This window comes from Pseudofrankia coriaricola (genome assembly GCF_032027725.1).
GTDB lineage: Bacteria > Actinomycetota > Actinomycetes > Frankiales > Frankiaceae > Pseudofrankia.
In genome coordinates this window covers 21,064-38,006 of the sequence record NZ_JASNFO010000104.1, presented here as the reverse complement: position 1 = coordinate 38,006, position 16,943 = coordinate 21,064, and the positions used below count along the sequence as shown (strand labels likewise).

The 16,943-nt window shown below is 71.7% G+C and carries 14 protein-coding genes; 8 read left to right on the top strand and 6 right to left on the bottom strand.

Annotated elements, in window-relative coordinates:
- Window positions 1-55: 55 nt before the first annotated feature.
- A complete protein-coding gene (locus QOZ89_RS39915) occupies window positions 56-2,236 on the bottom strand; it encodes an MMPL family transporter (protein ID WP_071055048.1) in 2,181 nt (726 codons plus the stop codon).
- A 370-nt stretch (window positions 2,237-2,606) separates the two neighbouring features.
- Here QOZ89_RS39915 and QOZ89_RS39910 point away from each other — a divergent pair, with 370 nt between their 5' ends.
- From QOZ89_RS39910 to QOZ89_RS39895, 4 genes are all read left to right on the top strand, one after another.
- Window positions 2,607-3,827, top strand: a complete 1,221-nt coding sequence (locus QOZ89_RS39910) for a sensor histidine kinase (protein ID WP_071055050.1) — start codon at window positions 2,607-2,609, stop codon at window positions 3,825-3,827.
- Entirely contained in the window at window positions 3,824-4,501 is a 678-nt protein-coding gene (locus QOZ89_RS39905) for a response regulator transcription factor (RefSeq protein ID WP_071055052.1), read from the top strand. The genes QOZ89_RS39910 and QOZ89_RS39905 overlap by 4 nt, the downstream gene beginning before the upstream one ends.
- A gap of 364 nt (window positions 4,502-4,865) precedes the next feature.
- Window positions 4,866-5,744, top strand: coding sequence for a metallophosphoesterase family protein (locus tag QOZ89_RS39900; protein ID WP_071055054.1), 879 nt, complete (start codon window positions 4,866-4,868; stop codon window positions 5,742-5,744).
- Between the two features lie 111 nt (window positions 5,745-5,855).
- A complete protein-coding gene (locus tag QOZ89_RS39895) occupies window positions 5,856-7,109 on the top strand; it encodes a sensor domain-containing phosphodiesterase (RefSeq protein ID WP_071055057.1) in 1,254 nt (417 codons plus the stop codon).
- On the opposite strand, the gene QOZ89_RS39890 is transcribed toward QOZ89_RS39895, so the two are convergent.
- Genes QOZ89_RS39890 through QOZ89_RS39880 form a run of 3 tightly spaced genes read right to left on the bottom strand, consistent with a single transcriptional unit; the run spans window position 7,077 to window position 9,235 of the window.
- Complete coding sequence (locus QOZ89_RS39890; protein WP_157910649.1) at window positions 7,077-7,250, bottom strand: LuxR C-terminal-related transcriptional regulator; 174 nt, start codon at window positions 7,248-7,250, stop codon at window positions 7,077-7,079. The two genes, QOZ89_RS39895 and QOZ89_RS39890, sit on opposite strands and share 33 nt — an antisense overlap.
- Window positions 7,251-7,277: 27 nt before the next feature.
- Window positions 7,278-8,225 carry an ABC transporter permease gene (locus QOZ89_RS39885; protein ID WP_083420192.1) on the bottom strand — a complete coding sequence of 316 codons (948 nt, stop codon included), beginning with the start codon at window positions 8,223-8,225 and terminating at the stop codon, window positions 7,278-7,280.
- The gene (locus QOZ89_RS39880; RefSeq protein WP_071055058.1) at window positions 8,222-9,235 is read right to left on the bottom strand and encodes an ATP-binding cassette domain-containing protein; all 1,014 of its coding nucleotides are present in this window, start codon (window positions 9,233-9,235) and stop codon (window positions 8,222-8,224) included. Before QOZ89_RS39880 ends, QOZ89_RS39885 begins: the two co-directional genes overlap by 4 nt.
- A gap of 105 nt (window positions 9,236-9,340) precedes the next feature.
- On the opposite strand from QOZ89_RS39880, the gene QOZ89_RS39875 reads away from it, so the two are divergent.
- Window positions 9,341-10,219, top strand: a complete 879-nt coding sequence (locus QOZ89_RS39875; RefSeq protein WP_241842484.1) for a TetR/AcrR family transcriptional regulator — start codon at window positions 9,341-9,343, stop codon at window positions 10,217-10,219.
- A gap of 287 nt (window positions 10,220-10,506) precedes the next feature.
- Here the strand turns inward: QOZ89_RS39875 and QOZ89_RS39870 are convergent, their stop codons facing one another.
- Window positions 10,507-12,930 (bottom strand): UvrD-helicase domain-containing protein, encoded by a 2,424-nt coding sequence (locus QOZ89_RS39870; protein ID WP_083420193.1) that lies wholly within the window; start codon window positions 12,928-12,930, stop codon window positions 10,507-10,509.
- Window positions 12,931-13,739: 809 nt separating this feature from the next.
- Here QOZ89_RS39870 and QOZ89_RS39865 point away from each other — a divergent pair.
- Window positions 13,740-14,615, top strand: coding sequence for a hypothetical protein (locus QOZ89_RS39865; protein WP_083420194.1), 876 nt, complete (start codon window positions 13,740-13,742; stop codon window positions 14,613-14,615).
- A gap of 53 nt (window positions 14,616-14,668) precedes the next feature.
- Here QOZ89_RS39865 and QOZ89_RS39860 read toward each other — a convergent pair whose 3' ends face one another.
- Entirely contained in the window at window positions 14,669-15,283 is a 615-nt protein-coding gene (locus QOZ89_RS39860; protein ID WP_083420195.1) for a MarR family winged helix-turn-helix transcriptional regulator, read from the bottom strand.
- 167 nt (window positions 15,284-15,450) lie between these two features.
- Here QOZ89_RS39860 and QOZ89_RS39855 point away from each other — a divergent pair, with 167 nt between their 5' ends.
- Window positions 15,451-16,086 (top strand): FMN-dependent NADH-azoreductase, encoded by a 636-nt coding sequence (locus QOZ89_RS39855; protein ID WP_071055064.1) that lies wholly within the window; start codon window positions 15,451-15,453, stop codon window positions 16,084-16,086.
- 280 nt (window positions 16,087-16,366) lie between these two features.
- On the top strand, window positions 16,367-16,894 hold the full coding sequence (locus QOZ89_RS39850; RefSeq protein WP_071055066.1) for a DUF3291 domain-containing protein: 528 nt from the start codon (window positions 16,367-16,369) through the stop codon (window positions 16,892-16,894).
- The last annotated feature ends 49 nt before the right edge of the window (window positions 16,895-16,943 follow it).

Here is a 16,943-nt window from a genome sequence, read left to right as displayed (position 1 = left end):
GCCGCTTTCCTCGCCTCCCCCGGGGATCGCGGCCCGCTGGCTGGTCCTGCCCGGGTCAGCCGCGCCGGGACACGCTGGCTGGCGCTGGCTGGTGCTGCCGTGGCACGTCCGCGCCGCCGGCGCCGCCGGCATCGTCGGTGCCCAGGTGGGGCAGCCGGCGCTCGAGCCACCGGGGCAGCCACCAGTTCGCGCTGCCCAGCAGCGCCATGGCCGCGGGGACCAGCACCATGCGGACGATCGTCGCGTCGAGCACGATCGCCGACGCCAGCCCGAGGCCCATCATCTTGACCAGCGGTGAGGGGTTGGCGACGAAGCTGAGGAACACCACCATCATGATCAGCGCCGCGGAGGTGATCACGCGGCCGGTGCCGGCCATCCCGCGTGCCACCGAGTCGGCGTTGTCACCGGTCGCGTCGTACTCCTCTCGGATTCGGGAGAGGAGGAACACCTCGTAGTCGATGGACAGGCCGAAGAGGACCGCGAAGAAGATCGTGGGCAGCGGGGACGCGATCGGGTAGGTCCCTTCGAGGTTGAACAGGCCTCCAAGCCACCCCCACTGGAACACGGCGACGACGATGCCGTACGCGCCGCTGATCGACAGCAGGTTCAGCACAACGGCCTTCAGCGGCACCGCGATGGAGCGGAACACCACGACCAGCAGCAGGAACGACGCGGCCAGGATCGCGGCGATGAAGATCGGCAGGGTGTCGGCGAGCTGCCTGGTGAGATCGTCGGTCAGGGCGGTGAGGCCCGACACCGCGACGTTGCCGGGGACGGCGTCGCGGATGCGTTCGAGGGTTTCGGACGTCGCCGCGTCCGCGGGTGCCGTGGTGGGGACTGCGCGCAGCACGGCGGTGTCCCCGGCCGGCGAGATCCACGGCTGGCCGACCGTGGCGATACCGGGGTCGGCGGCGACGCGCTCGGACAGCGCGGGAAGCTCGCCGAGGTCGACGCCGGGGCCGCGCAGGTCGGCGACGAGCAGCAGGGGACCGTTGATGCCCGAGCCGAAACCCTCCGCCAGCAGGTCGTAGGCGCGGCGGTGGGTGGTGTTCGTCGAGTCGTCGCCGGCGTCGGGGAAGCCCGTCTTCATCTGCAGCGCGGGCGCGGCCAGCGTGAGCAGCACCGTCGCGGCCAGGACCAGGTACAGTCGCGGACGGCCGCAGACGTGGTGGGCGAAGCGCCACCAGATGGAGTCCTGAGCGCGCCTGGGGGAGCGCCGGCGGCCCAGGACCCGGCCCGCGTCGACGCGGTCGCCGAGCAGCGAGAGCAGCGCGGGCAGCAGGGTGAGCGCGCTCGCGACGGCGAACAGCACCACGAGCGACGTGCCGAGACCGATCGAGGCCAGGAAGCCCAGGCCGGTCAGCACGAGGGCGGCCATCGCGACGACGACGGTGCCGCCGGCGACCAGGACGGCGGAGCCCGACGACGCCATCGCGTTCGAGAGCGCGGTGGGGTTGTCCTCACCGGCGGCGCGGCGCTCGCGGTAGCGGGCCATGACGAACAGGGCGTAGTCGATCCCGACTCCCAGGCCGATCATCGCGCCGATCGTCGGCGCCGCCGAGGAGACATCCATGACGGCCGCGAGCAGCACGATGCCGCCTATGCCGGCGGCGACGGTCAGCAGGGCGAGCGCGATGGGGACGAGAGCGGCCACGATCGTGCCGAACGCGACGACCAGCACGACCAGCGCGGCCAACAGGCCGGCCGCCTCCGCCCCCGACGTCGCCGTCTCGGCATTGATGAAGGCGGCGTCACCGCCGAGCTCCGCGGTGAGGCCGGCGTCCCTGACCGGCCGCATCGCGTCCGTGATGGCGGCGAGCGCACCCGGGCCGAGGTCGGTCGCGGGCACGTCGAAGGCGATCTCGGCGAAGCCGATGTGCCCGTCGGGCGACACCGTGCCGGCGGTGAACGGATCGGTGACGCCGGCGACGTGCTCCACCCCCGCGATCCGGGCGGCCGCGGCGACGACGGCGGGCCGCTGGAGCTCGAGCCGCTGTCCCTCCGGCGCGGCGAACACCGCCATGGCGCTGCCGCCCGCCGCTTCGGGGAAACGCTCCTCGAGCAGCTCCATCGCCTTCTCGCTCTGGCTGCCGGGATCGACGAGGTCGTCGACGAACGAGCCGCCGACCGTGCCGGCCAGGGCCAGCACGAGGGCGGCGACGAGCACCCAGGCGGCAATCGTGATCCTCGGCCTGCGGGCGCACGCGTCTCCAATATGGCGAGTGAGCTGTTTCATGGCGGGGTTCTCCTGAGAAAGGTGCGCGCGATCCGGCCGGCGGGCTCGATGACGGGACAGGGCGCGACCGCCCCGGCAATGCGGTGCGCACGGCGCGGCTGCGCACAGAGGTGGAATCGGGCCGTGCCCTGGGCGGCGGGCCGTGGTCTGACTGTGCTTGCCGGCGGCCGTTGCCGTCTCCCGCCGCCAGAGGGGTATCGCGCCCCGCCGCGGGAAGGTTGCGCGGCGCGGACAGGGCGCGGCCCTCCCCCTGACGGGGGAGACCGGAATACGGCTGGAGACGGGCGACCGCTCCTTCTCTCTCGCATACCGTGAGCCGGTGCCCGCTGACGAAGCCGCGGCCGACCGCCGCATGTCTCGCTGAGAAGCGATGGCGAACCGCACGACGCCGCCCCCGTGGACGCCGCCAGGAAACGCGCCGAAAAGATTTCGAGGCCCGTTCGCCCGCTGGCCCCGCGCCGCGGACGCCGTTCTCACCCTCGCGGCCTTCTTCATGACGGTGTTCGTGGTCGACGGCCCCGGCGACTCGATGTCGGTCCGCCCCATCGGCGACGTTCCGTTTCCTGTCCTGCTGGTCGTCGCCGTGGCCGGCCCGGTGCTGTACTGGCGCAGGCGCGCGCCGCTGATCGTGCTGGGAGTGGCGCTGACCGCCTGGGCCGTGTTGCTCGCCAGCCACGACGCCGCGCCCGGCTGGCACACGATCCTCGCCCTGTATGCCACCGGGCGCTACGCCGCGGCGGACTGGCGCGGCCCCGCGGGAATCGCGGCGGGCACCGCCCTGGCCAGCGTCGACGGCCTCGACGATCCAGGCCCGTGGTGGCAGGTGCCCGTGATCGGCAGCGTCGTCATGTTCGGGGCGTGGTACATCGGGCGTCGGGTTCGGCTGCGCCAGGACCGCGTCGTCCAGCTCCAGCGGGACCGGGCCGCGGAGACCCGCCGGATCGTCGCCGAGGAGCGCACCCGTATCGCCCGGGAACTGCACGACGTCGTCGCCCATCGGGTGAGCCTCATGACGATCCAGGCGAGCGGAGCGCGGGCGGTCGCCGTCGAGGACCCGCAGGCCGCCCTGCGGGCGATGGGCGCGGTGGAGGAGGCGGGGCGCCAGGCCCTGGACGAGCTGCGCCACCTGCTCGGCGTCCTGCGGCCGGAGTCCGACCTCGGCGAGCTGAGGCCCCAGCCCAGCCTCGCCGATCTTCCCCGGCTGATCGAGCAGGTCCGCCGAGCGGGCGCGGACGTCACGCTCGCGACGGGCGGGCTGCCGGCCGGGCTTCCGGCCCGCACGGACCTTTTCGCGTACCGCATCATTCAGGAGGCGCTCACCAACGTGCTCAAGCACGCCGGTCCCGGCGCTCCGACGAAGGTGTGGCTGCGCACCGACCGGAACAGAGTCGTCATCGAGGTTCACGACGACGGCCACGGCACCGCCGCCATGCCCGGGCAGGACGTCGTCCAGGACGGCTCGGGAGGTCACGGCATCATCGGGATGCGGGAGAGGGCGCTGCTGCTGGGCGGGAGCCTCGAAGCGGGGCCGTACGCGGGCGGAGGGTTCCGGGTGGTTGCCCACCTGCCGATCGGAGGGGAACCCGCGTGAGCATCCGCGTCCTGATCGTCGACGACCAGGCACTGGTCCGCGGGGGCCTGGCGATGGTGCTGCGGGTACACGGCGACATCGACGTCGTCGCCGAGGCCGGGACCGGGCTTGAGGCGATCGAGGCGACCCGGCGGCACCGTCCAGATGTGATCCTCATGGATATCCGGATGCCGGAGATGGACGGCCTTGAGGCGACGTCGAGAATTCTCGCCGAGGCGGACTGGGACGTGCGGGTACTGATCCTGACCACGTTCGATCCGGACGAATATGTCTACGAGGCGTTGCGGGCCGGCGCCAGCGCCTTCGTGCTCAAGGACATTCCCGCCGACCAGCTCGCCGGGGCCGTCCGGACCGTGGCCGACGGCGGCGCGCTGCTGGCGCCGTCGATCACCCGGCGCCTCATCGGGCGGTTTGCCGAGCGCCAGACTCTCGGCTCCGGGGCCTCGCGTCGCGTGGAGCGCCTGACCGAGCGGGAACGGGACGTGGTGGTCGCCGTCGCGCGGGGGTCCAGCAACTCGGAGATCGCCAAGGAACTCTTCATCGGGCCCGCGACCGTCAAGTCGCACGTGTCGAGCGTTCTCACCAAGCTGGGCCTGCGTGACCGCGCCCAGGTGGTGGTCTTCGCATACGAGAGCGGACTCGTCGAGGCCGGCGACCATGACATCGGCAGCTGAGCCCGAGCTCACCGTCGACAGCCGGCATCGACTCGCGACGGGGTCGTCGCGATCCTGGAACCGCCGACCGCCGACCGCCGACCGCCGACCGCCGACCGCCGACCGCCGACCGCCGACCGCGTCGCGTCGGCTGGTCGGCTGGTCATCGCGCATACCGCGGGCGGCGCTCGACGGGCGTTGACGGGTATTCGGGCGGATGTGATGCTTGAGCTGGTTCGGTCGTCGAGACGGCGGTGGAGCGCTGGGATGTGAGTCACCGGTTCCGAAGTTCAGAGGTTCAGGGCCGGTGGTTGACACCACATCGTTGCGCCGCTTGACCGCGCAGAGCCATGTCCTTATGGCTCTTTCGAAAGGTCGAGAGGCGATGAAGATCGCTTTCGTGGGCGATGTCCACGGTTGTGTGCTGCATGCCCTGGGCGCGGCGGTGCTGCTCCAGGACCGCCGCGGGGTCCGGCTCGACGCCGTGATCCAGGTCGGGGACCTGGGCGCGTTCCCGACGGTCGAGCGGTACGACGAGTCCAGCCGCCGGTTCGGGCGGGACCATCCCGCCCAGGGTGACTTCGTCCGGCTGCTGGACCCGTCGCCGTCGTTCGCCGAGGGCGTGCGGCTCGCCCTCGGCCTGGTACCGCCGGTGCTGTTCGTCAGCGGCAACCACGAGGACCATGAATGGCTGGCCGCCCTGCACGAGGCGGCCGGCACCGAGATCGTGCCGGTGGACCCGCTCGGTGCCTACCGTCATGTGGCGTGCGGAAGCGTGGTGGAGATCGCCGGACAGCGGGTGGCGTTCCTCGGGCTGATCGAGGTCGAGGGCAAGATGGACCTGGACGAGCACGCCTACGCGCTGCTGATGGGCGCCGAGCCGGGCAGCGCCGATATCCTCGTCACCCACGACGGTCCGTACGGGATGTCCCGCGACTTCAGCGGGAGCGTGCAGGGCTCGGCGAAGCTGTCCCGGCTCCTTGAGCACCTGCAGCCGCCCCTGCACGTCAGCGGCCACTACCACCACCCCAACGGCCCGCGGGTCTACGGCCGCACCACCTCCTACGCGCTCGCCCAGCTGGTGCGCCCCAGGGCCATCCGCTGGGAGTCGGCGTCGGCCAACCCCGAACAGCGGGTGACGGCCGGGAGCGTCGGCCTGCTCGACACCGAGACCGGCGACTTCACATACCTCGACGACGCATGGCTGGCCGAGGTGCGTGGGGACGCGCTCGACCTCGCCGAACTGGTCGCCACCACCGGCTGACGGCGTTCGGATCGTCCATTCGGTACATCCGTCATGACCTCGTCGCCCCGTGGATCGGGTGGCGGCGAAGCGATGGCCAGGGCAACCTCCGGGTATCCCGCTGGCGAGGGGGTGGCCACGACGAATGACGCGACATTCGGGCCGGCCGGAGAGGTGCTCGAACCAGATCAGAAGGTGACAGAACTCCTTGACGTTCTGCGGCACCACCTCGCCATGGATGTCGCGGTGCTCAGCATGTGGGACGGTGACCTTCTGGTAACTCAGGTCGTCAGCGGCGACGGTGACAGCTTCGGCCTCGCCCCCGGTGTGACCATCAGGCGAGGCAAAGATCTAGGCCGAAAAATGGAGGCCGGGGAGGTTCCGACCGTGGTCGGCGACACCCATGAGGACGCCCGCATGGCCGACTCCCCACTGCTCCGGCGTCTACGCGCCCGTGCCTATGTGACCACATGTCTGACAGACACCACTGGCGCACCCTATGGGCTGCTGATGGCGCTTGCGCACCACCCGCGACCAGCGCTCCAGGACCGCGAGAGCCGCTTCCTCTCGGAAGTAGCGGACTTCATCCGCGACTCACTCATCGACCTTCGTCGCATCTGGGAAGAGCGAAGCCGGGTGTGGCACGCCATCTGCGATCTCGTCGACAACGAGGGACCTGGAATCGTCTACCAGCCGATCAGGCGCATGACCACCAACGCGGTCGTCGGAATCGAGGCCCTATCCCGGTTCCCGGCCCGCTGCTGCGACCGGATTCGTGATCCGCAGGGATGGTTCGCGGATGCCGCACTGGTCGGCCTCGGAGCCGAGCTGGAACTTGCCTCGATCCAGCGCGCCATCACGGTTCTGCCGCACCTACCGGCCGGAGTGAAACTAGCCGTCAATGCCTCGCCAAAGACAGTTACCGCCGGTCTTGTCGCGATCGCCTGTGACCTGCCCGAACGCGATCGACTCGTCGTCGAGGTGACCGAGCACGAGAACTACACTGGCTGCGCCGAGGTGATGCGCGCCGTCGACTGTCTGCGGGACCACGGCATCCACATCGCGGTCGACGACGCGGGCGCGGGCTACTCCGACCTCGAACAGCTCCTGCGGCTGCGGCCCGACGTCGTCAAGCTCGACTGCGTCATCACACGCGGCATCGACCAGGACCCCGCTCGTCGCGCGGTAGCCGCTGGCATCGTCCGCCTCGCGGAAGAGATCGACGGAAAGGTGATCGCGGAAGGCATCGAGACCACCGCTGAGCGAGACTCCGCGATCGGCGTTGGTGTCCACTACGGCCAGGGCTATCTCCTCGGAAAGCCAACACCGGAGCTGGCCGTCGCTTGCTCGGTCTCACCCGGGGTCGGCGAGGGAGGTCGCGCCTAGCCGTTCCCTGGCTGCCGCCAGGGTGAGCCGGACCGTGCGGGGTGTGAGGAACAGCGCCTCGGCGATCTCGCGTTCGCCGGCCCCGGCGACATGCCTGGTCACGATCTGGCGCTCCAGGGTGTAGAGGCCCGGTCCACACACCCAGCCGGCGATCTTCGGTTGGCGGCCTCAGCGGCCGTGCGTCGCGAACGCGCGTACCGCCAGCGGGATGAACACCGCGAGCAGCAGGGCGGACCAGGCCAGTGCCGCCGCGACCGGATGCGCCAGCGGCCAGGCGACGGCGGCGGTCCCGGGCACCTCGTTGCCGAAGAGGTGGCGGGCCGCCGCGGCGACGGCACTGATCGGGTTCCATTCGGCGATCACCCGGAGCCAGGCGGGCATCCCGTCGGTGGGTACGAACACGTTCGTGACCATGGCGAGCGGAAAGACCAGCACGGACAGCTGCGCGGCGGTGTCCTCCCGGCCGATGGCCAGCCCGAGGCCGACGCCGATCCAGTTCGTCACGAACCGGAAGAGCAGGAGCAGCGCGACCCCGGCCGCCGCGCGGGACAGGCCGTCGTGCGCGCGCCACCCGAGAGCGAGCCCCAGTCCCAACAGCATCGCCAGGACGGCGGCGCTGACCACCAGGTCGGCCACGGTCTGCCCGAACAGCGCGGCGGAGCGGGAGATCGGCATCGTCCGCAGCCGGTCGGTGACGCCGCGCCCCGCGTCGCGGGCGGCACCGGTCATGCTCGGCATGATGCCGTTCGCGGCGATCAGCGTGAACAGGCCGGGCATCAGGTACTCGCGGTAGCCCGCGTCTCCGGGCACCCGGATCGCGCTGCCGAAGATGTAGCCGAAAATGAGGAGCATCGTCAGGGGCGCCAGCAGCGAGGCCACGATCAGCCCCGGCGAGTGCCGGTAATAGAGCAGCACACGCAGCGCGAGAGCCCATGCGTCGGAGATCGCGAACCTCGCCCGTCCGGCGCGAGATACCGGCGGGAGGCTGCCCAGGGGCGCGCCGGTGGCTCCGGGCGCCGTCCCGCTCGGGCCACCGTCCCCGCTCGGGCCAGCCGCGTCGCTCGGGCCACCAGCGTCGCCGGGACGGCTGCGGCCGCTCGGGACGAGGGTGCTCATGGCGCCACCGCCGCCGCGGCGAGGCCGAGACCGGCCGCCGGCCCGTCGGACGCCGCGCGTCCGGTCAGGGCGAGGAAGACGTCGTCCAGCGACGGATGTCCCAGCGCGACGTCCAGAGCCTGCACGCCGGCGGCGTCGAGATCCCGGACCAGCCCGGGCAGCGCGACCGGGCGACCGGGATCGCTGACCGCGACGATCCGGCGCTCGGGCTCGTCGCGGACAGGCTCGCCGCCGGTGAGCGCGGCGAGCACCGCGGCGGCCGCGCCGAGCTGGTCGGCGTCCGCCAGGGTCACCTCGACCCTGGTGCCGATGGCGGCCTTCAGCTCGGCCGGCGACCCGGCGGCGATGAGGCGGCCATGGTCGAGCACGGCGATGTCGTCGGCGAGGCGGTCGGCTTCGTCGAGGTACTGCGTGGTGAGCAGCACCGTGGTGCCCTCCGAGACGAGCTCCCGCACGATCGTCCAGATGTCGTTCCGGCTGCGCGGGTCCAGCCCGGTGGTGGGCTCGTCCAGGAACAGCACGGCGGGGCGGACGACGAGGCTCGCGATCACGTCGAGACGCCGCCGCATGCCGCCGGAGTAGGCCCGGACCAGCCTGTCGGCGGCGTCGAGGAGCCCGAAGCGTTCCAGCAGTTCGTCCGCCCGCCGGCGGGCTCCGCGGGCGCCGAGGTGGTGCAGCCGCCCGATCAGACGCAGGTTCTCCCGGCCGGTGATGCCCTCCTCCACGGCCGCGTGCTGGCCGGCGAACCCGATCCGGCGGCGCACCTCGTCGGGATGGCGGACGACATCGAAGCCGGCGACATGGGCGCGACCGGCGTCCGGGCGGGTCAGGGTTGCCAGGATCCGCACCGCGGTGGTCTTGCCCGCGCCGTTGGGCCCGAGCAGCCCGCACACGGTGCCGGTGGGAACCACCAGATCCAGGTCGCTGAGGGCGAGCGTGTCACCGAACCGCTTGTGGATGCCCCGGACCTCGATGGCCGGGTGGTGAGGCGGACTGGCGGGTGGGCTCATGGGCTTTCCTTTCTAGGTACGTCGTACGTAGAAGAGGCGCCCACCGTACCACGGGCAACGGCGTACGCTGTACGGCGCCAGCAGTCCGAACCGAGGTGATCGCAGATGCCGTCCGGCCACTCCGGGCCCGGTCGTCGCAGGTCAGGCGGCGCCGACGCCGCCCGATCCGTCCCCGAGGACTCGGCTGCCGGCTCTGCCGCCGCCGGCGCGGGTGCCGGCACTGACGCCGACTCGCGCCTCGCCGGTTCCAGGCCCGCCCGGACCGCTTCGGCGAAGGCCGCGCCGGGGATGATCTGGCTTCGCCCGGAACGCAGCGGCCGTGGCCCGGAGCCGGCGCACAGCCGGGCCGAGATCGCCGCCGCCGCGATCGGTCTGGCGGACGCCGCCGGCCTGGAGGCGGTGTCGATGCGCAAGGTCGCCGCGGTCCTCGGCGCGGGCACGATGTCGCTCTACAACTACGTGCCGAAGAAGGAGCATCTGTTCGATCTGATGCTCGACGCGGCCGCGGGCGAGATCATGCTGCCCGACGGGCCGTCAGGCGACCCGCGCGCCGACCTGACCCGGCTGGCCCGCGAGACGCTGGCCGCGATGCGCCGGCACCCCTGGGTGGCCGGCCTGACGGCCACCCGCCCGTCGATGGGGCCGAACGCCCTGCGCTGCACCGAGTTCTTCCTCGGAGCCCTGGCCGGCTCACCGCTGGACGGCGCGACCAAGATGGAGATGTTCGCGCTGCTCAACGGGTTCATCATCCAGTTCGCGGAATGGGAACGCACCGCGGCGGGCAGCGCCGTCGAGCAGTGGCAGGCCGATCTGGTCGCCTACCTGGGCACGGTGATCGCCACCGGCCGGTACCCACATCTCGCCGCGGCTCTGACCAGCGGCGCGGGCACGCCGCCGGCGGACGCGGAAACAATCTTCACGCGGTCGCTGGCCCGCCTGCTGTCGGTGATCCTCGACCCGCCGGTGGATCAACCGCCGTCATGACCGGCGCTCCCGCCCTGGGCGCCGACTCCAGCGCGGCGTTCGCAAGATGGGCCGGTGGCAGGATGGGGCCATGGCAATCCTGCCGTATATGCACCCGTTCGTCCTTACCGTGGAACCTGTGGGACGGCACCGCCAGTCAGAGTTGGCCCGGCCGCGTCCTCGCGTCGCGAGCTTGATCGGCGGATCTGTATCCGGATCCGAACTGGCGAGGGCCCACGAGTTCGGATCCGAATACCGTCGTGGCGATCTTTCGTTGCGAGAGCCGGGCGATGCCTCGGCGTTCTCCATCATCCGGACGAGCCGCCCTGCGCCGGCAGCTCGCGAATCCCGGCCCAGACGCTGTCACGCGCTCTCGTGATGGCGACGTACAGCTGCCGGCGTTCCAGCTGGCTCCGCTCGCGGAACGCGTCGGCGGACTCGGACGGCTGCCGCGGCCTCGGGAAGAGGTTGCGGTCGGGAATGCAGACGTGGGCGAAGTCAAGGCTCTTGACCCGGTGGTACGTGCCGACCTTCACCGCCTCGCGGCTGGTCCCGTCGTATTCCCTGAGGGAGACGGCCGGAATCCGCCGCTCGGTGAGGACGCGCAGCCAGCGCGCGGCCGCGGCGTTCGTCGGCACGAGCACAGCCATGTCGCCGTAACGAAGGTTCCGGTCGCCGTGGAACTCCACGAGGTGCTCGCAGAGTGCCGCGTCCTGCGAGACGGTGCTGGGCACCGTGACCTCGTGGACCTCACCTCCTGGCCGGTCGATGTCGACCTCGCGCCGTCCCTGTTCCGGTATGCCGTCGAGGTCGTCGAAGCTGTCGTCCGCGATCACCGCCTGGGCGTAGCGCAGGATCTTCTCGCGATTGCGGTAGTTCGTGGTGAGCACGGTGGAACGTCCGACGACGGAGACGCCGGCCTCGGCGAGGGTGAAACCGCCCGGATAGATGGACTGCTGGCCGTCGCCGACGACGAACAGCCCGTCCGGCCTGTCGCCGACGAAGGCGTGCAGGAGCTGTAGGCCGACGCACGTCAGGTCCTGCACCTCGTCAACGATCACCGCGTCGTACCGGGTGCCGGAGCTTTCGCGCACAAGGTCCCGGGCCAGCAGCAGCGCGTCGTCCCGATCGAGGACGCCGCGCTCCGTCCGGAGCTGCTCGTACCGCTCGTACAGCTCCCACACCGCGCGTCGGTGATTCTGCTGCAGGGGAGTGCTGCGCCCGACGCGCGCCAGCCTGGCGTACTGCTCGAAGGCCGTCAGGCCTCTGCCCTTGATGACCGTCGAGATCTCGTCCTGCCAGTACCGGGGGGCCAGTCCGACCCCGGGAAGAGTCGAGAACTGCCCGACCTGCGCCCAGGCGCGCCAGAAGCAGGTCTCGGCGACCTCCTGCTGGTGGCGGTCCGCCAGGCCATGATCACGAAGACAACGGGCGGCGACGGCATGGACCGTGGCGAACTCGATCCGGTCGACCTGGTCGGGCGCCATCCGGGTCAGCAGGGCACGGTAGACCGGCCCCAACGTGCGCACTAGTGAGGTGAACAGCACCCGTTCCCCTCGTGCCGCCAGGTATTTGGCGCGGTGCAGCGCGACGACCGTCTTGCCGGTGCCGGCCGCGCCGCGCACGCGGGCCGGACCCGACCAGCGCCGACCGGACAGGCGGGCCTGCGTCGGATGCAGCCAGGTCATCCACGTCTCGATCGGCTCCCGCGCGGCGGCGTCGAGGAGCTCCCGCCACAGCTCCTCGCGGCTCAGCAGGGCTTCCTGATCTGGGCCGCCGCGCGCAGGGGCCTCAGACCCGCCCGACCTGGTTGACCCTCCCGACCCGGTTGCCCCGGACGACCCCGCCGACCCGGTTGCCCCGGCGGGTCTGGCCGGTGGCCGCGGGGCGGCGGCCGCCCTGGCGCCGTGCGCGACCGAGCGGCCTGGCGGAACCGGCGGTGGATCGGTCAGGCCGGCCCGGTGCGTGACCGGATGGCGGGCGGACCGCGCGGGCGGCACCGCGGCGACCGTGGCGCGGGGCATCGGCGGGCAACCGTCCGCCAGGCAGCTCAGCAGGCGTTCGACCAGGCCCGGTGCCAGCCGGGGGCTCCGGCGTCCGAGGTTGAGGGCCAGGTCCTGCTCGCCGATGACGGTCACTCGGTCGAGCTGCGCCAGGACGTTCCTGCGCCCGCCCAGCACGAGCAGCGGAACCACCTCGGCCGGCGGCAGGCCCGCGTCCGTCAGCACCTGCTCCACCGCGACGGTCTGGTCCACGAGCTTGCGGAGGTCGTCCTCGGCGTCGGCGTCTCCCCGGAACAGCCGGCCGCCTTCGATGGTGACGTCCCGCCAGTTCTTCACATCGAGCACGAAGACGCCGCCGGGGCCGACGACGAGGGCGTCGATGTTGGCCCGGCGGGTTCCGGGCCACTGCCGGTCCGACAGGAAGTGCCATCCGGCGTCGTCCATGCCGATCAGTACCCGGACGACGCTCTGCTCGGCCCGGCCGCCGGCCTCCCAGCGCTCGCGGTGCCGGCGTAGCTGGCGCAGCACGTCGTTCAGGTGCTGGACCTGCCGCTGGACACCGTCGATCTCCAGGCCAAGCTGGACGGCCTGGCCAAAGGCCGACGGTTCCGCGGGCGGGTCGACGTCTCGGGCCGGCGGCGCGTCGGAGGCAGCCAGGCCCGCGGTCGGCGCGGTGGTGGCGGTCGCGGCGGTGGTGGGGAGGCCCGCTGGCCGCTCACGCGAAAGCACGTCACTGCCCCCTCACCTTGTGTCACAGGTGAGAGTACGGCAATGAGTTGTCGTTTGCCTATGTTTGCGAATGGCTGTGGTCTATCGACCCCAAGGGGAGTGGTTGTCGCTGGGGGCGCGAGTCCGCTTTCGAATACTTGTTCGAACTTGCTGGTCCCTTTGGGTGGGCGGGATCGGATGCCGCTACTGGGCACCATGATCGGGCACCGCGATCGGGCGACCGTGGTACCGCGACTGGGCGCGAGGACGGGCGCGTCGCCGTTGGCGCGCCCCGCCTCTCTCTGCGTGCCCCTTGCGGTGCTTTGGGCCATCCGCTAGAAAAATTCGGTTCGACATCGCCTTCGGGCCCGGCCTGACGACGGAGGCCGCGCTCGTGCGCTTCTGACAGGCTGACGACGGAGGCCGCGCTGCTGCGTTCCGATCCGGCTTGCGACAGGAACCGCGCTGTCGCGGTTCTGACCCGGCAACCGGCCAAGGCGTTTCACCGACCGGTGGTCCTCGTCGGCGAGGACGCTGTCTCGGACCTCCCCCCGCTGAGGTCCGAGACAGCGCCCTCGACGACTTTCCTCCGGGGTGCCCCCGCCCCCAGGACGCCGGGGAAGGCCCCCACTCCCAGCGCCGAAGCCCAAGCGTGGCCTAGTCCGATTGACGTAGCCAGCCTCGGAGATCTGTCCTCCACCGTCCGGCCTCGTGAGTCCGACCTCGCACGTTCGAGGATGTTTGGCCATGCGTGGACGGATCTCTTGCTACGCTGTCGATCTCCGTGGTAAAGCGAAGCGTCTCGCGCAAGGGGAACGACCTTGACGGATGTGCCGGCCGAGGATCTGTCCAAGCTGCTGTCCGGCCTGATGCGCGCTGCTAGGCGCAAGACCGACACCGGGCGGCAGGCGCTCGCCAACGACGAGCTGACCCGCGAGTACCTGGAGGCCGGGCTGCGGCTGATCGACGCGCAGCTGAGCCCCGGCGACGATGTCGATCCCGAGGACCGGCCGCTGTTTCGCTGGCTGTCGCAGCGCGCCGTCATCGACGAGGTCTGCGAGGGCGGCCGGCTGCGCGGCTCGGAGGGCAGCTTCCGTGATCGCTGGCCCTACCAGGCTGACTTCATCCGCGATGTGCTCGCGTACAGCCTGCGCGGCGCGCACTGGCAGGGCTTCCTGGACAGCACCGCGAACGCCCGCAACCGGCTCGCCGACGCCGAGGACGTGGTCCGCGCCGTCCACGACGCCGGCTACGACGACCTGACCGCCACGCGGCGCACCCCCGCGCTGCGCGCGCAGCTGATCGGCGCCGCGATGGCGGAGCGCGACGAGATCGCCCGCTCGACGCTGCAGGAGATGTACCGGATCAGCACGCAGGCGTGGCTGGAGGCCTACGAGAAGACGGTCGCGGTCCGCGGCCTGCGCATCCGCCCCGGGCTGACGCTCGAGGACATCAACTTCATCATGACCGCGACCGCCGAGGGGATGCAGCTGCGCCTCATGGTCGAGCCGGACGACGGCGTCATCGACCACGAGAAGCGCACCTCGCTGCTCGGCACCGCGGCCCTCGCCCTGATCGTCGCCTGTTTCGACCACCTGGGCGACGGCCTGAGCCTGGAGGAGGTCGTCGCCCTCGCCACCAGCCCCGCTCCGACGGCCGAGGCCGAACCGGGCGACAGGACCCAGAACGCCGCCGACACCGGCTGACCGGGTTCCCGGAGCGGGACTCCCACGCGAATCCAGCCGGTGCTGCCGGAGGGTTAGCCGGTCGCGCCGGGCAGGGGGTCGTGCTGGTCGAGCTGGCGGGTGGCCGCCTGGCAGGCGGACTCGACCTGCGTGGGGTCGAGGACGACGAGGTGCTCGACGACCCGGCTGGCCATCGCCGTGAAGGCCGCCCGCTCGCTGGCGGACAGCGGGGCGAGCACATGGTCCTCGACGAGGCGCAGCCGAGTCTGCGCGTCCTCGTAGGCGACGCGGCCACGCTCGGTGCCGACGATCCTGCGGGCGCGCCGGTCGGCGGGGTCCGGCCGGCGCTCGACGAGGCCCGCCTTCTCCATGTCATCGATGAGGCGGACCATGACCGTCCGGTCGATGCCGAACCGGCGGGCGACCTCGATCTGGTTCGGCGCGTTGCCGCGGATCGCGTCCCCGAGGACGCGCAGCCCGCGCAGCCCGCCGGGCACCGAGTCGATCGCGGCCGAAGCGGTGATCAGGTAGCCGTGCTGGATCTGGCCGACCAGCCAGCCGACGTCCTTCGTGACGTCGTCATCGCCTGCCGCGTCGCAGGCCGAGCTGTCCGCGGGGACGCAGGAGTCCAGGGCGCCGGGAGCGTCCGGGCGCGGCGCGTCCGGCTGGGCTCCCGTTAGCTGCGTCACCGGGTCACCATACCCCGGAACACGATCCGATCGTCTGTGTTTAAGATGAGCGCCACAGCAGCTAATCTACTCGAGAGACGATCTGGAGACAGATGATCTGCTGGTAGATGATCTGTCCGATAGCTGACCGGACCTCCGGTCCCAAGACGCCCTCCAAGGAGAGCCCGATGGCCCACCTGCTGCACCTCGACTCGAGCATCGCCGGCGACAACTCGGTGTCACGCGCGGTGGCGCGCGAGTACGTCGCGGCCTGGCAGGAGAACAACCCCGCCGGCGCGGTGACCCACCGCGACCTGGCCGCCGCGCCGCCGGCGCACCTGGACTGGACCATCGTCTCCGCGGGCATGACCCCGGACGACCAGCGGACGCCGGAGCAGACGGAGGCGCTCAAGGCCCGCCAGGGCTACATCGGCGAGGTCACCGTCGCCGACGAGGTCGTGATCACCGCTCCGATGTACAACTGGTCGCTCCCGACAACCCTGAAGGCGTGGATCGACCAGCTGATCATCCCCGGGGTCACCGTGGCGGACGCGGACAACCCCGGCCTGTTCCACGGCAAGAAGGTCACCGTCGTGACCACACAGGGCGGTTCGTACTCGCCGGGCGCGCCGAAGGAGGGCTGGGACCACGTCTCCCCGTACCTCGAGCACGTGCTGGAGGCCCTCGGCGCCGACAACGTCGAGTTCGTCAACGTCGAGATGACACTGTCCGTCGTCAACCCGGCGCTGGCCCAGTTCACCGACGTGTTCCACGCCTCCCGCGCCGCAGCCACCGAGAGCATCAAGGCCCGCGTCCTGGTCTGAGCCCCCTCGGCCCAGCCGCACGGCCAGCGCCGGCCGGCGCCCGCCATCCGTTCACGAGACCGATGGCGGGCGCTGGCCGGCGTCGTCGTCCGTGTCCCGCGTTCCGTGTTTCCGTGTCCCGTGTTTCCGCCGTACCGCGTGGCCGGCTGGGCGCGGCCCGAGCGCCACCCGAGCGCCGCGGGAGCTGTCCTCTTCCCGTGCCTCTTCCCCTCGTGCCGCCGCGTCACCGGATCCGGTGAACGGGGCGTGGGACGGGGAGATCATTGCTACTGTGCCCGGTGTGGCACAGGAGAAATCCGGCTGGGAGCTGGCGCAGGTCAACATCGCGCGGCTGCGGGCACCGCTGGACAGTCCGCGGCTGGCCGACTTCGTCGCCGCGCTCGAGCCGGTCAACGCGCTGGCGGACGCCGCCCCCGGGTTCCGCTGGCGGCTGCAGACCGAGGACGGCGACGCCACCGCGGTCACCGCGTTCGAGTGGGACGCCGGGAGCAGCGCCGGGGTGATCGTCAACCTCACCGTCTGGGAGTCGGTGGAGGCGCTGGGCGCCTTCGCCTACTCGGGGCTGCACCGCGAGGTGCTGGGCCGCCGTCGGGAGTGGTTCGAGGCCATGGCGGAGGCCTACTCGGCCCTGTGGTGGGTCCCCGCCGGGGAGTGGCCGTCCACCGCCGACGCCGAGGACCGCGTCCGCCACCTGCGCAGCCACGGCTCCACCCCCTGGGCCTTCGGCCTGCGCGACCACTTCCCCCCGCCGGACCAGCCAGCGGCAGGCCCGAGCGCCGGCCGGTCCGACTGGATGTGCCCAGCCTGACGGACCGGCCGCAACCCGGCCCGTGCGTTCCCCTGGGCCTGTTCGATCC